Raw genomic sequence first — 16,234 nt, 5'->3', positions numbered from 1 at the left:
GTGTTCTCAGGAGGTCAGCGCCCCAGCCTGAAGCTCCTGGGCGGCCCGTGCCAAGCGCTCGGTGGTGGCGGCATGGAGCTGGGCCGCCTCCTCGGGGCTGCGGCCGATGCTCGTGAGCCCCAGCTTGCCGAATTCCGACAGGCACCCCAGCAGATGGAACACACTTCCCCGCAGCTCGGCTGGGTCGTAGTGCAGGCCCGCCTCGCAGGCGATGTCGATCAGGTCGATCGGCAGCAGACCCTTCAGACGCGGATCGCAGAAGTTGTCGGTGGCCTCATAGAACAGGGGCAGGCCCGTGGGCGCGTGGAACAGCCCGCTGGCTGGGTCGAGCCAGCCGTTGGTGGAGGAACGCAGGGCCAGGAAGGGGTGGGTGGTGCCCCCCTGGCGCAGGTTCACCTCGATCGCCTGCAGGTCCCACACGCCGTCCTGGCGGCGGGCGATGAAATCAACGGCATAGCGCCCAAGGGCACCCTCGGCGGCCAGGGCCTCCCCCACCACCCGGCCATGGCGATGGAGCGCGCTGCGGTAGGCGTCAGCGGCGGGGAATCGGCAGCCGAGGTAGGTCTGGCCGCTGGCCCCCCCCAGCACCTGCTCATGGGTGGAGAGCACCTCCACCGTGCCGTCGGGATGGACCATTCCCTGCACGCTCGGCGAGCTGATCGCCTCGCCCCCCTGCAGCCAGGCCTCCACCAGCGCCCCTTGCTCCACCAGCAAGTCGCGCCACTCCGGCGGGGGCATCGGCAGAACCTCCAGGGCCAGTCGCAGCCGGCGCCGCCGGGCCTCGGCTGAATGCTGAGCGAGGGCCAGGGGTGCCAGATCCAGGCAGGCATTGCCCTCGCCGCTGAAACCCTCGTTCAGCTTCACCACCACCCGCTCCAGCTCCGGATGGGCCTCCCAAAGTTCCGCGGTGGCCTCCGCCAGGGCGTCCAGGTCGTGCACCAGCTCGCTGCCGGGGGGATGGGGCACAGCGCAGCGGGCGAACAGCCGCCGGCTGCCCCGTTTGCTGCCCCAGGGGGCCAGGGCCGGATCGGTGCCCAGCAGGGGAATCTGCAGCCGTTCGGAAAGCTCCTTTTCCAGCGCCGTGACCATGAAGCAACTGATCACGCAGCGCTCGGGCCGCAGCTGCTCACGGATCCGCCGCAGCAACACCGGTCGCTCCAGCAGCTTGGCGGTGAGGGGCCGGCTGGAGGCATCGCCCGTGTCGAAGAGCGCCAGGCGCCGGCGGGCATGGGCCGCGGGCATGCCGGGCATCAGCTCCAGCACCGCCTCCACCACCAGCTCGCTGAGCAGGGTGCTGCTCAGGTAGGTGAGGCGCGTGTGCGGATTGCGCAGGCGCATCAACTCGAACAGCGCTCGCTCCTCGTAATGATGGACGCCGCTCACCAGGGCCAGCTCCCGGGGCTCAAAAGACAGCGACGGCACCACCAGCAGATCGCTGGTGTCGTCCTCACCCCGCCGCTGGGGCGAGCGCTGACGCAGCTGCTGCTGAAGTTCCTGGAAACTGAGGGCCATCCGAACGCCTGCGAAGGGCCCGTGGTTCCATCATTCCTCAGGGGCGCCGCACTCGCGCATGAGTTGTCGCCATTGGTCCATCAACGACGCCGGCACCCTCCGGGGAAGGACATCCCGCGGGTCGGATGGGCCATGGCGCAGCACGGCGTTGACCACCGTGGCCGAGCGGCGGCCAACGGTGATGGCGCCGTGGGGAACGCCCGGGGGGATGCGCACCAGCTTGGGCTCGTCCTCCCTCAGGGTGATGCGCTGCAGGCGGCGGCCCTGGAGCACCACCAGGTCGAGGGAGCCGCGCATCAGGATGATCTGATCGGTCTGGAGCCGGTGACAGAACAATTCACAGGGCTGGTCGGGGGCCAGCTCGGCGATCTGGGTCGCATCACTGGGCTGGGGATGGCAGAAGAAGGTGCGGCCGGCGGTGCTTCCCTCCAGGGGCAGCACCTCGACGCGACGGGCCGGGGCCATGGGGTGTCCTCAAGATGTTTGAAGAGTCGCGACAAAAATCACGGATTGACGGCTTGCTTGCTACCGAATATCCCCGTTGTCAGCGATTGCCCAAGGCCTGGCCGCAGCGCCGCGGGCCCCCAGAAGCGCTGGGCGCAGATAGGTTCGATCCAGCAGCGGTTCCAGGATTCCAGTGCGTCGCTCTTCCCCCTTCCCCTGGCTGCTCACCGTCGGCGGCGGGGCCCTCCTGATGGCCCTGGCGCTCCTGCCGCGCAGCCCGCAGAGTGCCAGCGACCGGGCCGTGGCGGCAGAACAAGCCGCCGGCCCAACCGCTAAGGCCCAGGCTGAGCCGGCCCAGGCCGAGCCAGTCCAGGCAGCGGCCCCCGCGGCGAGCACCAACCTCGTCAGCCGCGCCTACCCCCAGCTTCCCGCCGAGCCCGTCGCCCTGGCTGCCCTGTTCAGCCAGGTGGAGGAGGGGCTGCGCTCCCCCGACACCCCCCCGGCCGAGCTGCCGGCCCTGGGCCACCAGGAACAGGTGATCATCCGGCTACTGGCCCGCAGGCCGGAGCTGGCGGAAGCCGTGCGACGGGAACTGCCCCAGCGCTGGTGGACCGTGCTCGACCTGCATCTGGCGGCCCGGCGGGAATTCCTGGCGATGCAGCGGGGCCGGCCCGGTTCGGCCACCGTGCCGGCCTGGCGAATCATCCCGCCCGAGCCCGCTAGGTCCCTGCTGGGGTACTACCGCAAGGCCCAGGCGGCCACGGGCATCCCCTGGGAGGTGCTGGCGGCGATCAACCTGGTGGAAACCGGCATGGGCCGCATCGATGGGGTGTCGGTGGCCGATGCCCATGGCCCGATGCAGTTCCTGCCCACCACCTGGGCGGAGCGCGGCATCGGACGCGGCGACATCCGCGACCCCCACGACGCCATCCAGGCCGCCGCCCGTTATCTGGTGCGCCGCGGCGGCCTCAAGGACATCCGCAAGGGGCTGTGGGGTTACAACAACAGCGACCACTACGTGCGCGGCGTGCTCGCCTACGCCGCCCTGCTCAAGCAAGATCCAGCCGCCTTCAACGGCCTCTACAACTGGGAGATCCACATCATCTCCAACGCCGGCGACCTCTGGCTGCCGGTGGGCTACGTGCAGCGCCAGCGCCTGCCCGTTCAGTCCTATCTCAAGCAGTCACCCGGAAGCGCTCCGCCCCTCGCTCAACCCCCCAGCTGAGCGGGGGGTTGAGCAGACCGATCGCCTCTCAGGGGCGCGGTTGTCGCCATTCCTCGATCATCGTCACGTGCCGGTAGACGCCGTCTTCGTAGAGCTGGGTGGTACGCACCCGGTGGTCATCCGACACCAGGGTGATCCCCTCATCGGTGAGCGGAAACACCAGTCGCGTGTCGATGCAGTGGCCCGCCGTGTCGATGCCGCGGGCGGTGCCCTCCCACTGCGCGCGATGACGGAGAAAGACCAGCGGCACCCCCCAGCGATCGAGGCTGATCGCTGGAATGGCTTCGAAGCAGGGCTGGAAGGGCCCCTCAAGCTGGGCGGTCATGGGCGGTAGCCAACGATGCGATGGGTCGGCAGCGCCAAGACGGCGCAGGTTCTCAGCAACTCTGCTGCCAGGTGCCGTCCCTACGCTGGGCCCAGGGATCCACCGAGGGCCATGCTGTCCGATTTCCACACCGCCCTGGCCGTCGCCAAGGGCACGGGTCTGCTGCCCCGGGACGGGCAACCGGACGAGAGCCACAGCGGACACACCGCCGATGGCTACGTGCTCCGCGATAGCCATGGGGCGCTGCTCTGCCAGGTGCCCCTGGAGGCGCTGCGCTCCTGGCTGCCATCGGATGGGATCGACCACCCCCTCAGCATCGAGGCCATCATCGGCGCCCCCACCGGTGAGCGCTGGGAGTATTGCTTTTTGCTGGTCGAATTCGCCCCGCAGGAGGGCGGTTCCGTGCTGGAACGCGTGCTGATCAACGGCCAGCCGATCTCCACCAGTTCCTGCGACGGTCTGTTAGCCACGGCGCAGTTCCACGAGCTGCTGAACCTGATGGGGGACCGGGGCTGGGAGCTGGCGACCAGTGCCTTGCGCAACCTCGATGACCAGGGCTTCGGTCGCTCCTATTCGCTGATCTTCAAGCGCCGCCCCGCTGACTGAACGAGAAGACCCAACCTCGATCCACACCCACCGTTCAGCCAGCGTGCACCCATGGGCCATCAAGACAGCAAGCAGAAGCTCTCCCGCAAGGACTACGAACGGGAGCTGGGGCTCCTCCAGGTCGAACTGGTGCAGCTCCAGCAGTGGGTGGTGAAGACCGGCGCCAAGGTCTGCATCCTGTTCGAGGGGCGGGACGGCGCCGGCAAAGGAGGTGCGATCCGGCGGATCACCGAGCGGGTCAGCCCCCGCGTCTTCCGGGTGGTGGCCCTGCCGGCCCCCAGCGACCGGGAGAAGACCCAGATGTTCGTGCAGCGCTACATGCCCCATCTGCCCGCCGGCGGCGAAGTGGTGATCTTCGATCGCAGTTGGTACAACCGCGCCGGCGTGGAACGGGTGATGGGCTTCTGTTCACAAGAAGCCGTGGAGCGGTTCCTGCGTATGGCACCCAGCGTGGAAAAGGCGATCGTGGATTCAGGCGTGACGTTGCTCAAGTACTGGCTGGAGGTGGATCAGCAGGAGCAGACCCGGCGGCTGGAGGGGCGCATCCACGACGGCCGCAAGACCTGGAAGCTCACGCCGATGGATCTGGAGTCGTATAGCCGCTGGTACGACTACTCCCGCGCCCGCGATGCCATGTTCACCGCCACCGACAGCGCCCATGCCCCCTGGTTCGTGGTTGATTCCAACGACAAGAAGCGCGCCCGGCTGAACATCATCCGCCACCTGCTCGATCAGATCCCCTACCAGCCCATCAAGGCCCCGTCGATCACGCTGCCGAAACGCCAGAAACCGGGCGATTACATCGAACCGCTCAGCTCCCCCCAGCGCATCTCAGAGCCGTTCTGAGGAGCCTACGGGATCAGGCGCTGTAGCCCTTCTTGGCGGGGATCGGGTAGGGGATGCGCCGGTGGCGCATGCGCTTCCACACCGCCACAAAAGCCTGGATCAGAAGCTCCAGCTCACCGCGGCTGAGACCGCTGGCCGCCAGCTGGCCATCGCGCTGGCGGGCGTCGACGATGCGCCGCACCATCTCACTGGCCTGGGCCTTGGAGGTGTCGGGGGGCAGGGAGCGCAAGGCCGCCTCACAGCCATCAGCCAGCATCAGGATTCCCGTCTCACGGCTGCGGGGGGTGGGCCCGCGGTAACGGAAACGGCTCTCATCGAAGTCGGGGTCCCGCTCCCGGGCCTGGTGCAGGAAGTAGCCCATCTTCAAGGTGCCCTGGTGCTCGGGGATGAAATCCGCCAGGGGGCGGGGCAGGTGGTAGCGCTTGGCCAGTTTCAGCCCCTCATCGACATGGGCCTGGAGGATGGCGGCACTGGCGTAGGGATCGTCGAGGGCCTCGTGGGGGTTGACCCCATCGGCCTGGTTCTCGATGAACCACTGGGGGGCATGCATCTTGCCCACGTCGTGATAGAGGGCGCCGGTGCGGATCAGATCCACGTCGGCGTGGATCGCCCGGGCCCCCTCCTCCGCCAGGCCGCAGATCATCAAGGTGTGCTCGAAGGTGCCGGCGGCCTCGCAGGAGAGCCTGCGCAGCAAAGGGCGTTCGTGGTCCGCCAGCTCCAGGAGCCGCGCCCGGGTCAGCAGCCCGAAGGAACTCTCCACCAGGGGCGCCAGCAGCAGACCGGCCATCAGCAGTCCGCCCACCAGCACCGCCTCCCCCAGCAGCTCAGCAACACTGTTCGGCACCCCGAGGCTGCGGCCGGTGAGCACCGTGCTCTGCAGCAGTAGCCATTGCACCACAAGGGCTCCGGCCGGCAGCAGCACCGCGAGCTGCAACAGCTGGGCCCGGCTGCGCTGGCGCCCCGCCAGGATCGCCGCCACGGCCGCCACGGCCGAGGCGATCAGCAACCTGGACTCGCTCATCGCCTCGTAGGGCACGGGCCAGAGCAGGCTGGCGGCCGCCAGCCAGGCCAGTCCCGAGGCAGTGCCCAGTCCCTGGGCCACCAGCAGGGTGGGGGCCACCAGTACGGCCAGGGGATTGACGGCGGCCCCAAGAGCGAGCTTGAGGCCCTGGACCACCAGCAACATCGCCAGGGCCAGCAGGGCCTGGCGCGGCTCCAGGCTCGCCCGCCAGCGCCGGATCAGCAGCACCATCACGCCGCTGACCGCCAGGGCCTCGCTGAAGTGGAACAGCCAGGCCCGCACCAGCGGGCGACGGTTCACCAGGCCGAAGTAATCGAGCACATCGAAGGATTGGGGGCTGATCGGCTCGCCGCGGCGGGTGATCAGATCACCCTTCTTGACATGAATCAGGGGCAGCCCCTGCTGGGTGAGGGCCTCCTCGATCAACTGCTGGCTCAGGGCCGCGTCAATGCGCAGGTTGGAGCGCCCCTGGAAGCTGTTGGCCAGGAGCTTGGCCCCGAGGCTGCGGGCCGGTTCCCCGAGGGAGGCGAGCTGCAGGCGGGCGGCCTGCTCCAGCTGGCTGCTGGCCAGGCTGGCCACCAGACCCTGGCTGAGCATCCGTTCGGCGGCGCCATGGAGGGCCCGTTGCCACTGCCGGCGCGGGCCGGGCGAGAGGTCGTTGAGCCAGACCTCCTCCTGGGGGGTGAGATCGAAAGGAGCCACCCTGCCCTGGGCGGCGGGGGCCAGGCGTTCCAGCTGCCTGAGCTGGCGGTCCAGCCGCTGCTGCAGCTCCAGCGAGAGCCCTTGGTCGACCACCTGGACATGGCTGCGGTTGCCCAGCTGGGTCCGCCGCTGCTCAAGGGCGTCGTTGTCCACCACCGTGGCAGCCTTCGGCGCCCAGGTGTCGGCAGGGGCGGCCACGCCGGGGCGCAGGTTGGGCTCCACCAGCCAGGGCCAGCTGGAGAGGAACGCCACCAGCACGCAGACCATCGCAATGGCCACCAGATCCCTGGTCCGCCAGATCGCCAGGGCCTGACGCGGCATTTCCTGCCGCAGCAGCTGCCACCAGAGCTTGTTCGCGCGACCCAGGCGGAACACCGTCATGGACAGAAGAAGCTCAAAACTAGCGGTGGCACCGAGCATCGGGTTGCATGCTGGGGGTCGTCGCGCAATCCCATCCCCATGGCCCTGCGTCTCGATGGTCGCCAGTTGGCGGCGGCGCTGGAACTTCGCCTGCGCTCAGCGATCGCCGCCGGGCTCGAGCAGGCGGGCCGGCCTCCGGGTCTGGCGGTGCTGCGGGTGGGGGACGACCCCGCCAGCGGTGTCTACGTCGCCAACAAGGAAAAGGCCTGCGAGCGGGTGGGGATCACCAGCCACGGCGCCCACCTGGCCGCCGACAACCCGGCGGACGCGGTGGCGGCGGTGATTGAGCGGCTGAACGCCGATCCAAGCGTGGACGGCATCCTGCTGCAGCTGCCCCTGCCGAAGGGCCTGGAGGAAAGCCCGCTGCTGGCCCTGATCGATCCTGAAAAAGACGCCGACGGCCTGCATACCCTCAACCTGGGGCGCCTGGCCAAGGGGGAGAGCGGGCCCCGCAGCTGCACTCCGGCCGGGGTGATGGCGCTGTTGCGCCAGGCCCAGGTTTCCCTGAGCGGTGCTCGGGCGGTGGTGGTGGGCCGCAGCCTCCTGGTGGGCCAGCCCATGGCCCTCATGCTTCAGGCCGCCGATGCCACCGTCACGGTGGCCCACTCGCGCACCCGGGATCTGGCGGCCCTCACCCGCCAGGCCGATGTGCTGGTGGTGGCGGCGGGACAGCCGCTGCTGATCGGCGCTGAGCATGTGAGGCCCGGCGCGGTGGTGGTGGACGTGGGCATCCACCGGCTGCCCCCTGATCCGGCGGCGGGGCCTGGCGCCAAGGGCAAGCTCTGCGGCGATGTGCGTTTCGAGGAGGTGGAGCCGATCGCTGCGGCGATCACCCCGGTGCCCGGCGGCGTCGGCCCGATGACCGTGACGATGCTGCTGGTGAACACGGTGGTGGCCTGGGGCCGCCGCCACGGACTTGACAATCCGTTGGCGGATCTGGTGCCTTGAGGCCCGATCGGCCGCCCGCCTGAGAGAATCCGCCCCAGCGCGCTGGTACCCATGACCGTGGCGGTGAGCACGAGCTTCGATTTCGCCGCCTACCTGGAGGCCGCCCGCCTGCGGGTGGAAGCGGCCCTTGACGGCTCCCTGGGCCCGGAGCGGCCCGAATCCCTGCGGGAGGCGATGCGCTATTCGCTGCTGGCGGGCGGCAAGCGCCTGCGCCCGATCCTCTGCCTGGCGGCCTGCGAGCTGGCCGGTGGCGACAGCGATCTGGCCCTGCCCACGGCGGTGGCCCTGGAGATGATCCACACCATGTCGCTCATCCATGACGACCTGCCCGCCATGGACAACGACGACCTGCGCCGGGGCCGGCCCACCAACCACAAGGTGTACGGCGAGGCCAACGCGATCCTGGCCGGCGATGCCCTGCTCACCCGCGCCTTCGAGATGGTGGCCCTGCGCAGCCCTGGCGTGGGCGCCGAGCGGCTGCTGGCGGTGGTGGGCGAACTCTCGCTGGCCTCAGGCGCCCCGGGGCTGGTGGGCGGCCAGGTGGTGGACCTGGAGTGCGAGGGCAAGCAGGTGGACCTCGACACCCTCGAGTACATCCACCTGCACAAGACCGGCGCCCTGCTGCAGGCCTGCGTGCTGACCGGTGCCCTGATCGCCGGCGCCTCCGAGGAGCTGCTCACCGCCCTGCGCCGCTACGCTCGCGGCATCGGCCTGGCCTTCCAGATCATCGACGACATCCTCGATGTGACCGCCAGCAGCGACGTGCTGGGCAAGACCGCCGGCAAGGATCTCACCGCCGACAAGACCACCTACCCGAAGCTGCTGGGGCTGGAGGAATCGCGTCTGCGGGCCGAGGCGCTGGTGCGCGAGGCCAACGAAGCCCTGGAGCCCTGGCGGGACCAGGCCCAGCCCCTGCTCGCCCTGGCGGGCTACATCACGAGCCGCGATCGATGATCGAGTTGCTCGATAACGGAGTGCTGGCCTGGGCCCTGGCGGCCTGTGGCCTGGCCCAGCTCTCGAAGCTCCTGATCGAGCTGGTGGTGCACCGGCGCTGGCGGCCAGCGGTGCTGATCGAAACGGGCGGCATGCCTTCGAGCCACGCCGCCCTGATCACCGGCGCCACCGCCGGCATCGGCTGGGAGCTGGGTTGGGGGGATCCCCTGTTTGCCCTGGCGGCCACGCTGGCCTTCATCGTGCTCTACGACGCCAGCGGCGTGCGCCGGGCCGCCGGCCAGATCTCGGCACGGGTGAACGGATTGCCCGATGGGCTCTGGGAGGTGCGGCCGGTGGGTGGCCTGCAGCCCCTGGAGGCCGCCGAGCCTTCCCTGCCACTCTTCAAGCCCCTCAAGGAAAACCTGGGCCACACGCGGCTGGAGGTGCTGGCCGGCAGCCTGCTGGGGCCGGCGATCGCCCTCACCGGCCTGGCCCTGGCCGGCTCACCGCTGCAGATCGCCCAGGGGTTGGGTTGGCTGCCCCTGGCTTGAGCCCCCTCACCACAGGTCAACAGCTGGCGGCGGAGGCGTTTGCCGCCTGGCTCAAGGCCCCGGCCGATGGCACGCCCTTCGTGCTCAGTGGCGCCGCCGGCACCGGCAAAACCTTCCTCTCGATCGCCTTCCTGGCCCAGGCCGAGGCCGCCGGCCTCTGCTGGACCGTGGTCGCTCCCACCCACAAGGCCGTCGGGGTGGTGAAGGAGCAGCTGCATCGGGCCGGCCTGCAGCCCACCTGGTACCCGTCGACGATCCACCGGCTGCTGCGGCTGAAGCTCAAGCGCGAACGTGACCGGGAGCGCTGCGAGGAAACCGAGCAGACCGCCGGGGCCCTCGAGCACCTGGGCCTAGTGCTGATCGACGAGGCCTCGATGGTCGACAGCAGCCTGCTCGAGATCGCCCTGCGCTGCGCCCACCCCTTCCGCACCCGGCTGGTGTTCGTGGGTGATCCGGCCCAGCTGCCCCCGGTGGGAGAGGCCAGCAGCCCGGTGTTTGCCCTCAGCCGCCGGGCCGGCCATGAGCTGGAGGAGGTGGTGCGCCACCAGGGCCCGGTGCTGCGCCTGGCCGATGGCCTCCGCCGGGGCGAGCTGCCCTGCCAGTTGCCGCCCCTGGGGCCGGCGCTCGTGCGGCCGGAAGGTCAGGTGGCCGTGCTCTCCAAGGGTGATTGGCTGGAGGCGGCCGTGGCGGCCCTGCGGGTCGGCGCCGAACGCGATGACCCCGACCATGCCCGCCTGCTCTGTTACACCAACCGCTCGTTGGAGGCGCTGGTGCCCCTGGCGCGGCGGGCCCTCCACGGGGCGATGGCCGATCAGTTGCCGGTGCTGCCCGGGGAAGTGCTGATCACCCGGTCGGCGGTGATGGCCCCCGCCTGCCGCGACGGGGAGGAGGGAGGCGAGGAACCGGACATGGTGCTGGGATCGAACCGGGAGCTGGTGGTGCGCGATGTCACCCCGGAACTCTGCAATCTGGCCGATTTCGGCGTGGGGCCTGAATTCGGAGTGGCTGTGATCGACACGCTCACGGCCTCGGTGGAGGCGGGCGAGAGCAGCCTGGGCCTGCGGTTGTTGCCGCCCCTGGGCAGCGTGGCCCGCGCCCAGCTGGAGGCGGTGCTCTCCCGCCTGCGCCAGCAGGCCCGCGAGGCGGGCAAACAGGAGGGGCGCTCCCTGTGGCGGCGTTTTTTCCTGGTGCGCGATGCCTTCGCGTCCCTGGGACCAGCGGCCGTGCTCACGGTGCACCGCAGCCAGGGCAGCAGTTTCGACGAGGTGTTCGTGGAACGCGATGTGTTCTGGCCCGCCGATCCGGTGCTGCGCCGCCAGCTGGTGTATGTGGCCGTCAGCCGCGCCCGCAGGAGGGTGAGCCTGATGGGGGCCAGCGGCTCGGCGGCCGATCTTGAGCACTGGCGGCGCTGGCTTTCGGACTAACTGAGCCGCAACCCCTCGATCCCCTGCCAGCCGAGGTAGCCCGCCAGAGCCAGGCTCAGGCCCCCGACCACCAGATCACCGCGGGCATAGAGGGTGTCCTTGGCCCGCTGCAGCTGGGGCAGCACGCCCTCGCGCCTCACCACCACCAGGGCCAGGGGCAGCAGCAGCAGCAGGCTCGCCGCCAGGGTGAAGAAGCCGGTCGCCAGCCACTCCTGGCCCCGGCTCAGGCCTGCCGCCAGCTCACTTCCGGCCGCCTTGGCCGCCAAAAACAGATCATCGGGGCTGACCAGCTCGATGGCGGCCGCCGCCCCGATCAGCAGCGGCAGGGGCTGGTTCACCAGCCGATCGAGGGTGCGCGTCCAGCCTGGGGGGCCATCGCCCTCCTCGCGGCGGCGGCGCAGCTCGTTGAGCCCCAGGGCCAGCAGGGCACCGGCGGCCAGCAGGTCGAGGCCAGTGCGGTGGTCGGTTCCCTTGTCCATGCTCAACAGCAACCCATGGCCGACGGTGAGCATCAAGGTGGTGAGCAGGGCGATGGTGGTGACCCAGCCCAGCACGAACAGCCCCCCCCGCAGCAGCGGCCGGGGGCCCAGCAGCAACAGCAGCAGCAGGCCGATGTGGATCGGACTGAAGCTGATGCCGGCGCCATAGGCGAACAGTTCGCCCCAGAGCTTCGGATCAATCATGGGGGCTGCTTCAGTGCCGTCATTCCAACGCAACGGCCCCACCCATGGGCCGGCTCACAGAAGCGCCCAGGGCGGCGGCGGCCAAGCGGGCGGGAATCGCCGGGCAGCCCGCCCAGTGCAGGTGCAGCCAACTGGCATGCAGCCGGGGCGTGCTCCAGCCCTCGGCGCAGCGGGGGGAACCCCAACCCTCCAGCTCCCAGAGCGCACGGGCACCAGCACCGGCGTCCCGCAGCTCCCAGCGGTGGAACTCATGGCCGCTGAGGCTCTCGCCCCGGCGCACCACCAGCCCATCGCGCAAGGGGGTGGCCTGGCGATAGCCCAGATCGAGGGCACCCCGGCGGGCGCTGAACGGCAACACGCCGGCCATGGCATGACCCACCCCGGCCGGATCCTCCAGCTGCGATCCCAGCAGCAGCAGCCCGCCGCATTCGGCGTAGATCGGCAGGCCCGCGGCGGCGGCGTCCGCGAGGGCCCCGAGGCTGCGGCGGCAGGCGGAGAGCTCGGCGGCGTGCAGCTCCGGGTAGCCCCCCGGCAGGATCAGCGTCCGGGTGCCCCTGGGCAGCGGCTCATCAGCCAGGGGCTGCCAAGGGTGCACCTCGAGCCCCAGGGCCTCCAGCAAATCCACCGCTTCCGGGTAGCGGAAATGGAAGGCGGCGTCGCTGGCGATCGCCACCGGCACGGGCGCGCGGCCATCGGGCGCTCCCTGGGCGGCTGACTCCGCCCCGCGGCTCTCAAGATCCCCCCCTGGGTTGGCCTGGGCCAGACACCAGCGGATCGGATCGTCCGTGCCCGCGACCGGGGGGGGCGGCGCCGCCAGCAGGGGCCAGAGCCGCTCCAGATTTAAGTGCGCCTCCGCCAGGGCGGCCCAGCCCTCCAGGCGCTGGTCCAGATCCAGCAACTCGTGGGCGGGCAACAGCCCCAGATGGCGCGACGGCAGGCTGAGACTCTCGTGGCGGGGCAGCACCCCGAGCAGGGGCACCTCGATGGCGGCCAGCGCCTCTGCCAGCAACGCCTGGTGCCGGGGGGTGCTGACGCCGTTGAGCACCACCCCCGCCAGCTGCACGGCGCGGTCGTGGTCGCGGAAGCCCCGCACCAGGGCCGCCAACGAGCCCGCCTGCCGGCTGGCCTCCACCACCAACACCACCGGCAGCCCCAGTTGCACGGCCACGGCGGCGGAGCTGCCCGCGCTGCTGGGGCCACGGCCATCGAACAGCCCCATCACCCCCTCCACCAGCGCCAGCTGGGCCCGGCTGCCGTAGCCCTCGAAGCTGCGGCGCACCCACTCCTCGCCGCAAAGCAGGGGGTCGAGGTTGCGGCAACTGCGGCCGCTCACCCGGCTCAGCAGCTGGGGGTCCAGGTAATCGGGCCCCACCTTGAAGGTCTGGATCGACTGGCCGCGGCGGCGGGCCAGGGCGGCCAGGGCGAGGCTCAACAGGGTCTTGCCGCTGCCACTGGTGGGAGCGGCGATCAGACAGGCCATGGCCGCGGCTCAGGGAGCCTTCACTGCGGCAGCAGCCTGGCAGCCAGGGGCGCCGCCGACGCCAGCAACGGGTTGGTGGTGTCGTGGCCCCCAGCCAGCAGCCGCGCCATCTCCATCTCCTCACTCTCGTTGGGCAGGGGCACCACCTCCTCCACCAGCTGCATCGTGGCCACCCCGCCGGACTCCAGACGCATGCAGCCCCCCGACTCCGAGCAGAGAATCACGCACAACGGCGGCTGACTCTCGGGGGCACAGATCAGGCGCAGGCCCACCAGGGCACCCGGGTGGGTCTTGGGCACCCCCACCGGCACCGGCATCAGCCGCAGCTGCACGCTGTCGCCGTCCGTGCGCTGGAACTCGGCGCCGATGCCGTCGCCCTCGGGGTTGCCCGTGGAAATCAGATAGCTGCTTTGAAAATGCCAGCCCAGCCGGTCGGCGATCCAGGCCGCCAGCAGCAGCCCCTTGACCGGGTGGTTGCCCTCCACATCGATGTCCAGTTGGACCACGCGGCTGAGCGCCCCCTGGCGGCTCGGGGGATCGAACACCATGGCCAGGGATTCGCGCCAGCTGCGCAGCCGCAGCCAGTTCAGATCGTTGACCGACTGGCCGGTTTCGATCCGCTCCGCCAGCACATCCAGGCAGCGGCGGGGGGTGCCGATCGAGCTGTCCACCACCAGGCGCCGGGGGGGAATGGCCAGCCCCTCCAGCAGCTCCGGCGACTCATCCAGGGAGCCGTTCCACCAGACCCAGCAGGGCAGATCGTTGGGGATCAGGGGCTGGAGCATGGCCAGGCCCTTGCCCACGGCCCCCATGCCGCCCCGCAGCACCAACACGTCGCCGCAGGCTTCCCCACGGCTGCCGTGTTGTTCTTCCGGCAGGGGGCAATAGGCCGCCACCAGTGTTTCCAGGGGCGCATCGGAGGCCAGGGTGGGGGCCAGGGTGATCAGGCGCCGGGGCTGGTGGACGCTGATCGCCCGGTCGACGAACTGCCCGCGCAGATCCTCGGCGCTGTGGTGGCCGGGCAAGGAACCCAGCGCCCAGGTGAGTTCCGGGGCCGAGGGGGCCGTGAACGGGGGCAGGCCACAATCCGGCACGGCGGCGCGGGCCGCCTCCAGCAGTTCATCATCGAGCAGGCCGCTGATCGGGCCATCCAGGCGGCCGGTGCGGATCAGCTGCTGCTGCAGCCAGGAGGGTTCCCAGACCACCAGGGTGAAGGTGACAGCCCCACCACCGGCCTCGGCCAACTCCTTGCTCCAGAGGCTGTCCAGGTAGGCCGAAACCTCCTGCGGTGGAAGTTCAAGCGGGGCCTGGAGGGTGAGTTGGGGAGCCATGGGGTGGGTGGTGAAAGAGAACGACGAAAGGGCGGGGGGGGGGTGACCTTCCTACGGGCGAGTTAGTCGGCGCCCTACGGGCGACGCCACATCAGGTCGTCTTCGGCGAGCAGGCTGTCGGCGGCTCCGGGGCCCCAGGTGCCGGCCTCGTAGGTGTAGATGGGCAGCATTTCTGGGTTGTCCTCGATCAGCTCCAGCAGCGGTGTGTACAGGCGCCAGGCCGCCTCCACCTCATCGCCCCGGGTGAACAGGGTGGGATCCCCCAGCATGGCGTCGGCGAGCAGGCGGACGTAGCCCTCATCGGAAGGCTCCCCGAACGATTCGTCATAGGAAAAGTGCATGTCAACCGGGCGGCTGCGCATGCCCGAGCCCGGGGCCTTCACCTCGAACAGAAATCCCGCCCCCTCATCGGGCTGGATGCGCAGGATCAACTGATTGGCCGTGGGACTCCCGCCGGCGGCATCGAACAGGTGCACGGGTGCCTCACGGAAGGTGAGCACCACTTCGCTGATGCGCTTCGGCAGGCGCTTGCCCGTGCGCAGATAAAACGGCACCCCCTGCCAGCGCCAGTTGTCGACGAACAGCTTCATGGCCACGTAGGTCTCGGTGGTGCTCTCAGGGTTCACCCCCGGTTCCTCGCGGTAACCGGCCACCGGGTTCATGGCATTGCCACCACGGCCGTACTGGGCGCGGACGCAGCACTTCCAGGGCTCCCCCTCGTTCGCCAGCCGGGCCGCCTGCAGCACCTTGGCCTTCTCGTTGCGGATCGCCTCGGGATCAAAGCGGCCCGGGGCCTCCATGGTGGTCAGGGCGAGCATCTGGGTGAGGTGGTTCTGCACCATGTCCCGCAGGGCACCAGACGACTCGTAGTACCCGGCCCGATCCTCCACCCCCACCGTCTCGGCAGCGGTGATCTGCACATTGGCGATGTAGTTGCGGTTCCAGATCGGCTCGAAGATCGCGTTGGCAAACCTCAGCACCAGGATGTTCTGGACCGTTTCCTTGCCCAGGTAGTGGTCGATGCGGAAGATCTGGTTCTCCTGGCCGGCGGCCTGCGCCACCCGGTTCAGTGACTGGGCACTGCCGTAGTCGCGGCCGAACGGTTTTTCGATCACCACCCGGCTGCGGCTGGGGTCCTTGAGCAGACCGGCGGCCGCCAGGGAGCGGCAGCCGCTGCCGTAGAACGCCGGCGACACCGAGAGGTAAAAAGTGCGGTTGCCGCGCGTAGCCCGCTGGCGGTCGATCAGCTCCAGGCGGGTGCCGAGGCGGACCACATCGGCGGGCTGCTCCAGGTCGACGGGCTCATAGAACAGGCAGCTTTCGAACTGGGCCCAGGCGCTCTGGTGCTGCCGGATCTCGCCGGCGAGGGCCTCGGTCATGCGGCGGCGGAACTCCTCGTCGCTCCAGGGCCGCCGGGCACAGCCGAGCACGGCGAACTCGGTGGGCAACCGCCGCTGGCGGAACAACTCAAACAGGGCAGGGATGAGCTTGCGGTGGGTGAGATCACCACTGGCGCCGAAAATCACCAGACACTGGGGCGCGATCACCCGCTCCTGGCGCAGGCCGACCCGCAGGGGATTGGTGTGGCTGACAGTCATGGGCGCGGGATCGCTGAAAGCGGTGCCCCTGGTTTAACCACGAAAAGCGGCTTGACCCTGCCGCGGGGGTCTGGGGGCATGGTTTGTGTGGAATCCGCCAAACGGCACGAGCGGAGAAGGCGCCGATCCAGGGGGAGCATCAGACCCCCCAGCGGCGCCGTAGCGGGCATCAAAAAGCCCGCCGA

15 protein-coding genes are annotated in these 16,234 nt (G+C 70.0%); 7 read left to right on the top strand and 8 right to left on the bottom strand.

Annotation, left to right across the window (positions count from 1 at the left end):
• Nucleotides 1–6 precede the first annotated feature (6 nt).
• Nucleotides 7–1,512 carry a peptide ligase PGM1-related protein gene (locus KBZ13_RS05465; protein WP_255007234.1) on the bottom strand — a complete coding sequence of 502 codons (1,506 nt, stop codon included), beginning with the start codon at nt 1,510–1,512 and terminating at the stop codon, nt 7–9.
• 30 nt (nt 1,513–1,542) lie between these two features.
• Nucleotides 1,543–1,977: a cupin domain-containing protein gene (locus KBZ13_RS05460; RefSeq protein ID WP_255007233.1), complete on the bottom strand. Its 435-nt coding sequence runs from the start codon at nt 1,975–1,977 to the stop codon at nt 1,543–1,545.
• Nucleotides 1,978–2,149: 172 nt separating this feature from the next.
• On the opposite strand from KBZ13_RS05460, the gene KBZ13_RS05455 reads away from it, so the two are divergent.
• Nucleotides 2,150–3,181 (top strand): transglycosylase SLT domain-containing protein, encoded by a 1,032-nt coding sequence (locus KBZ13_RS05455; RefSeq protein WP_255007232.1) that lies wholly within the window; start codon nt 2,150–2,152, stop codon nt 3,179–3,181.
• Nucleotides 3,182–3,209: 28 nt separating this feature from the next.
• On the opposite strand, the gene KBZ13_RS05450 is transcribed toward KBZ13_RS05455, so the two are convergent.
• Entirely contained in the window at nt 3,210–3,506 is a 297-nt protein-coding gene (locus KBZ13_RS05450) for a hypothetical protein (protein WP_255007231.1), read from the bottom strand.
• A 111-nt stretch (nt 3,507–3,617) separates the two neighbouring features.
• Here KBZ13_RS05450 and KBZ13_RS05445 point away from each other — a divergent pair, with 111 nt between their 5' ends.
• Nucleotides 3,618–4,112, top strand: coding sequence for a hypothetical protein (locus KBZ13_RS05445; protein WP_255007230.1), 495 nt, complete (start codon nt 3,618–3,620; stop codon nt 4,110–4,112).
• Nucleotides 4,113–4,163: 51 nt separating this feature from the next.
• Nucleotides 4,164–4,958: a polyphosphate kinase 2 gene (ppk2, locus tag KBZ13_RS05440; RefSeq protein WP_255007228.1), complete on the top strand. Its 795-nt coding sequence runs from the start codon at nt 4,164–4,166 to the stop codon at nt 4,956–4,958.
• Between the two features lie 13 nt (nt 4,959–4,971).
• On the opposite strand, the gene KBZ13_RS05435 is transcribed toward ppk2, so the two are convergent.
• Nucleotides 4,972–7,062, bottom strand: a complete 2,091-nt coding sequence (locus tag KBZ13_RS05435; protein WP_255007226.1) for an HDIG domain-containing metalloprotein — start codon at nt 7,060–7,062, stop codon at nt 4,972–4,974.
• 78 nt (nt 7,063–7,140) lie between these two features.
• On the opposite strand from KBZ13_RS05435, the gene folD reads away from it, so the two are divergent.
• From folD to KBZ13_RS05415, 4 genes are read left to right on the top strand one after another with little or no spacing between them, the layout of a single operon-like run.
• Nucleotides 7,141–8,049: a bifunctional methylenetetrahydrofolate dehydrogenase/methenyltetrahydrofolate cyclohydrolase FolD gene (gene folD / locus KBZ13_RS05430; protein ID WP_255007225.1), complete on the top strand. Its 909-nt coding sequence runs from the start codon at nt 7,141–7,143 to the stop codon at nt 8,047–8,049.
• Nucleotides 8,050–8,100: 51 nt separating this feature from the next.
• Nucleotides 8,101–9,003: a geranylgeranyl diphosphate synthase CrtE gene (gene crtE, locus KBZ13_RS05425; RefSeq protein ID WP_255007223.1), complete on the top strand. Its 903-nt coding sequence runs from the start codon at nt 8,101–8,103 to the stop codon at nt 9,001–9,003.
• Entirely contained in the window at nt 9,000–9,533 is a 534-nt protein-coding gene (locus KBZ13_RS05420; RefSeq protein WP_255007221.1) for a divergent PAP2 family protein, read from the top strand. The genes crtE and KBZ13_RS05420 overlap by 4 nt, the downstream gene beginning before the upstream one ends.
• Nucleotides 9,530–10,957: an ATP-dependent RecD-like DNA helicase gene (locus KBZ13_RS05415; protein ID WP_255007220.1), complete on the top strand. Its 1,428-nt coding sequence runs from the start codon at nt 9,530–9,532 to the stop codon at nt 10,955–10,957. Before KBZ13_RS05420 ends, KBZ13_RS05415 begins: the two co-directional genes overlap by 4 nt.
• On the opposite strand, the gene KBZ13_RS05410 is transcribed toward KBZ13_RS05415, so the two are convergent.
• From KBZ13_RS05410 to zwf, 4 genes are all read right to left on the bottom strand, one after another.
• Nucleotides 10,954–11,640 (bottom strand): GAP family protein, encoded by a 687-nt coding sequence (locus tag KBZ13_RS05410; protein WP_255007218.1) that lies wholly within the window; start codon nt 11,638–11,640, stop codon nt 10,954–10,956. The genes KBZ13_RS05415 and KBZ13_RS05410 overlap by 4 nt on opposite strands.
• A 19-nt stretch (nt 11,641–11,659) precedes the next feature.
• Nucleotides 11,660–13,120, bottom strand: coding sequence for a cobyrinate a,c-diamide synthase (locus KBZ13_RS05405; protein WP_255007216.1), 1,461 nt, complete (start codon nt 13,118–13,120; stop codon nt 11,660–11,662).
• A 20-nt stretch (nt 13,121–13,140) separates the two neighbouring features.
• Nucleotides 13,141–14,451: a glucose-6-phosphate dehydrogenase assembly protein OpcA gene (locus KBZ13_RS05400; protein WP_255007215.1), complete on the bottom strand. Its 1,311-nt coding sequence runs from the start codon at nt 14,449–14,451 to the stop codon at nt 13,141–13,143.
• A gap of 74 nt (nt 14,452–14,525) precedes the next feature.
• Nucleotides 14,526–16,049, bottom strand: a complete 1,524-nt coding sequence (gene zwf, locus KBZ13_RS05395) for a glucose-6-phosphate dehydrogenase (protein WP_255007213.1) — start codon at nt 16,047–16,049, stop codon at nt 14,526–14,528.
• Nucleotides 16,050–16,234: the final 185 nt, after the last annotated feature.

The sequence above is a fragment of the Cyanobium sp. ATX 6F1 genome (assembly GCF_024346315.1).
In the GTDB taxonomy this organism is placed as follows: domain Bacteria; phylum Cyanobacteriota; class Cyanobacteriia; order PCC-6307; family Cyanobiaceae; genus ATX-6F1.
Note: the sequence above shows the minus strand (reverse complement) of the source record. Positions and strands in the feature narration are given on the sequence as shown.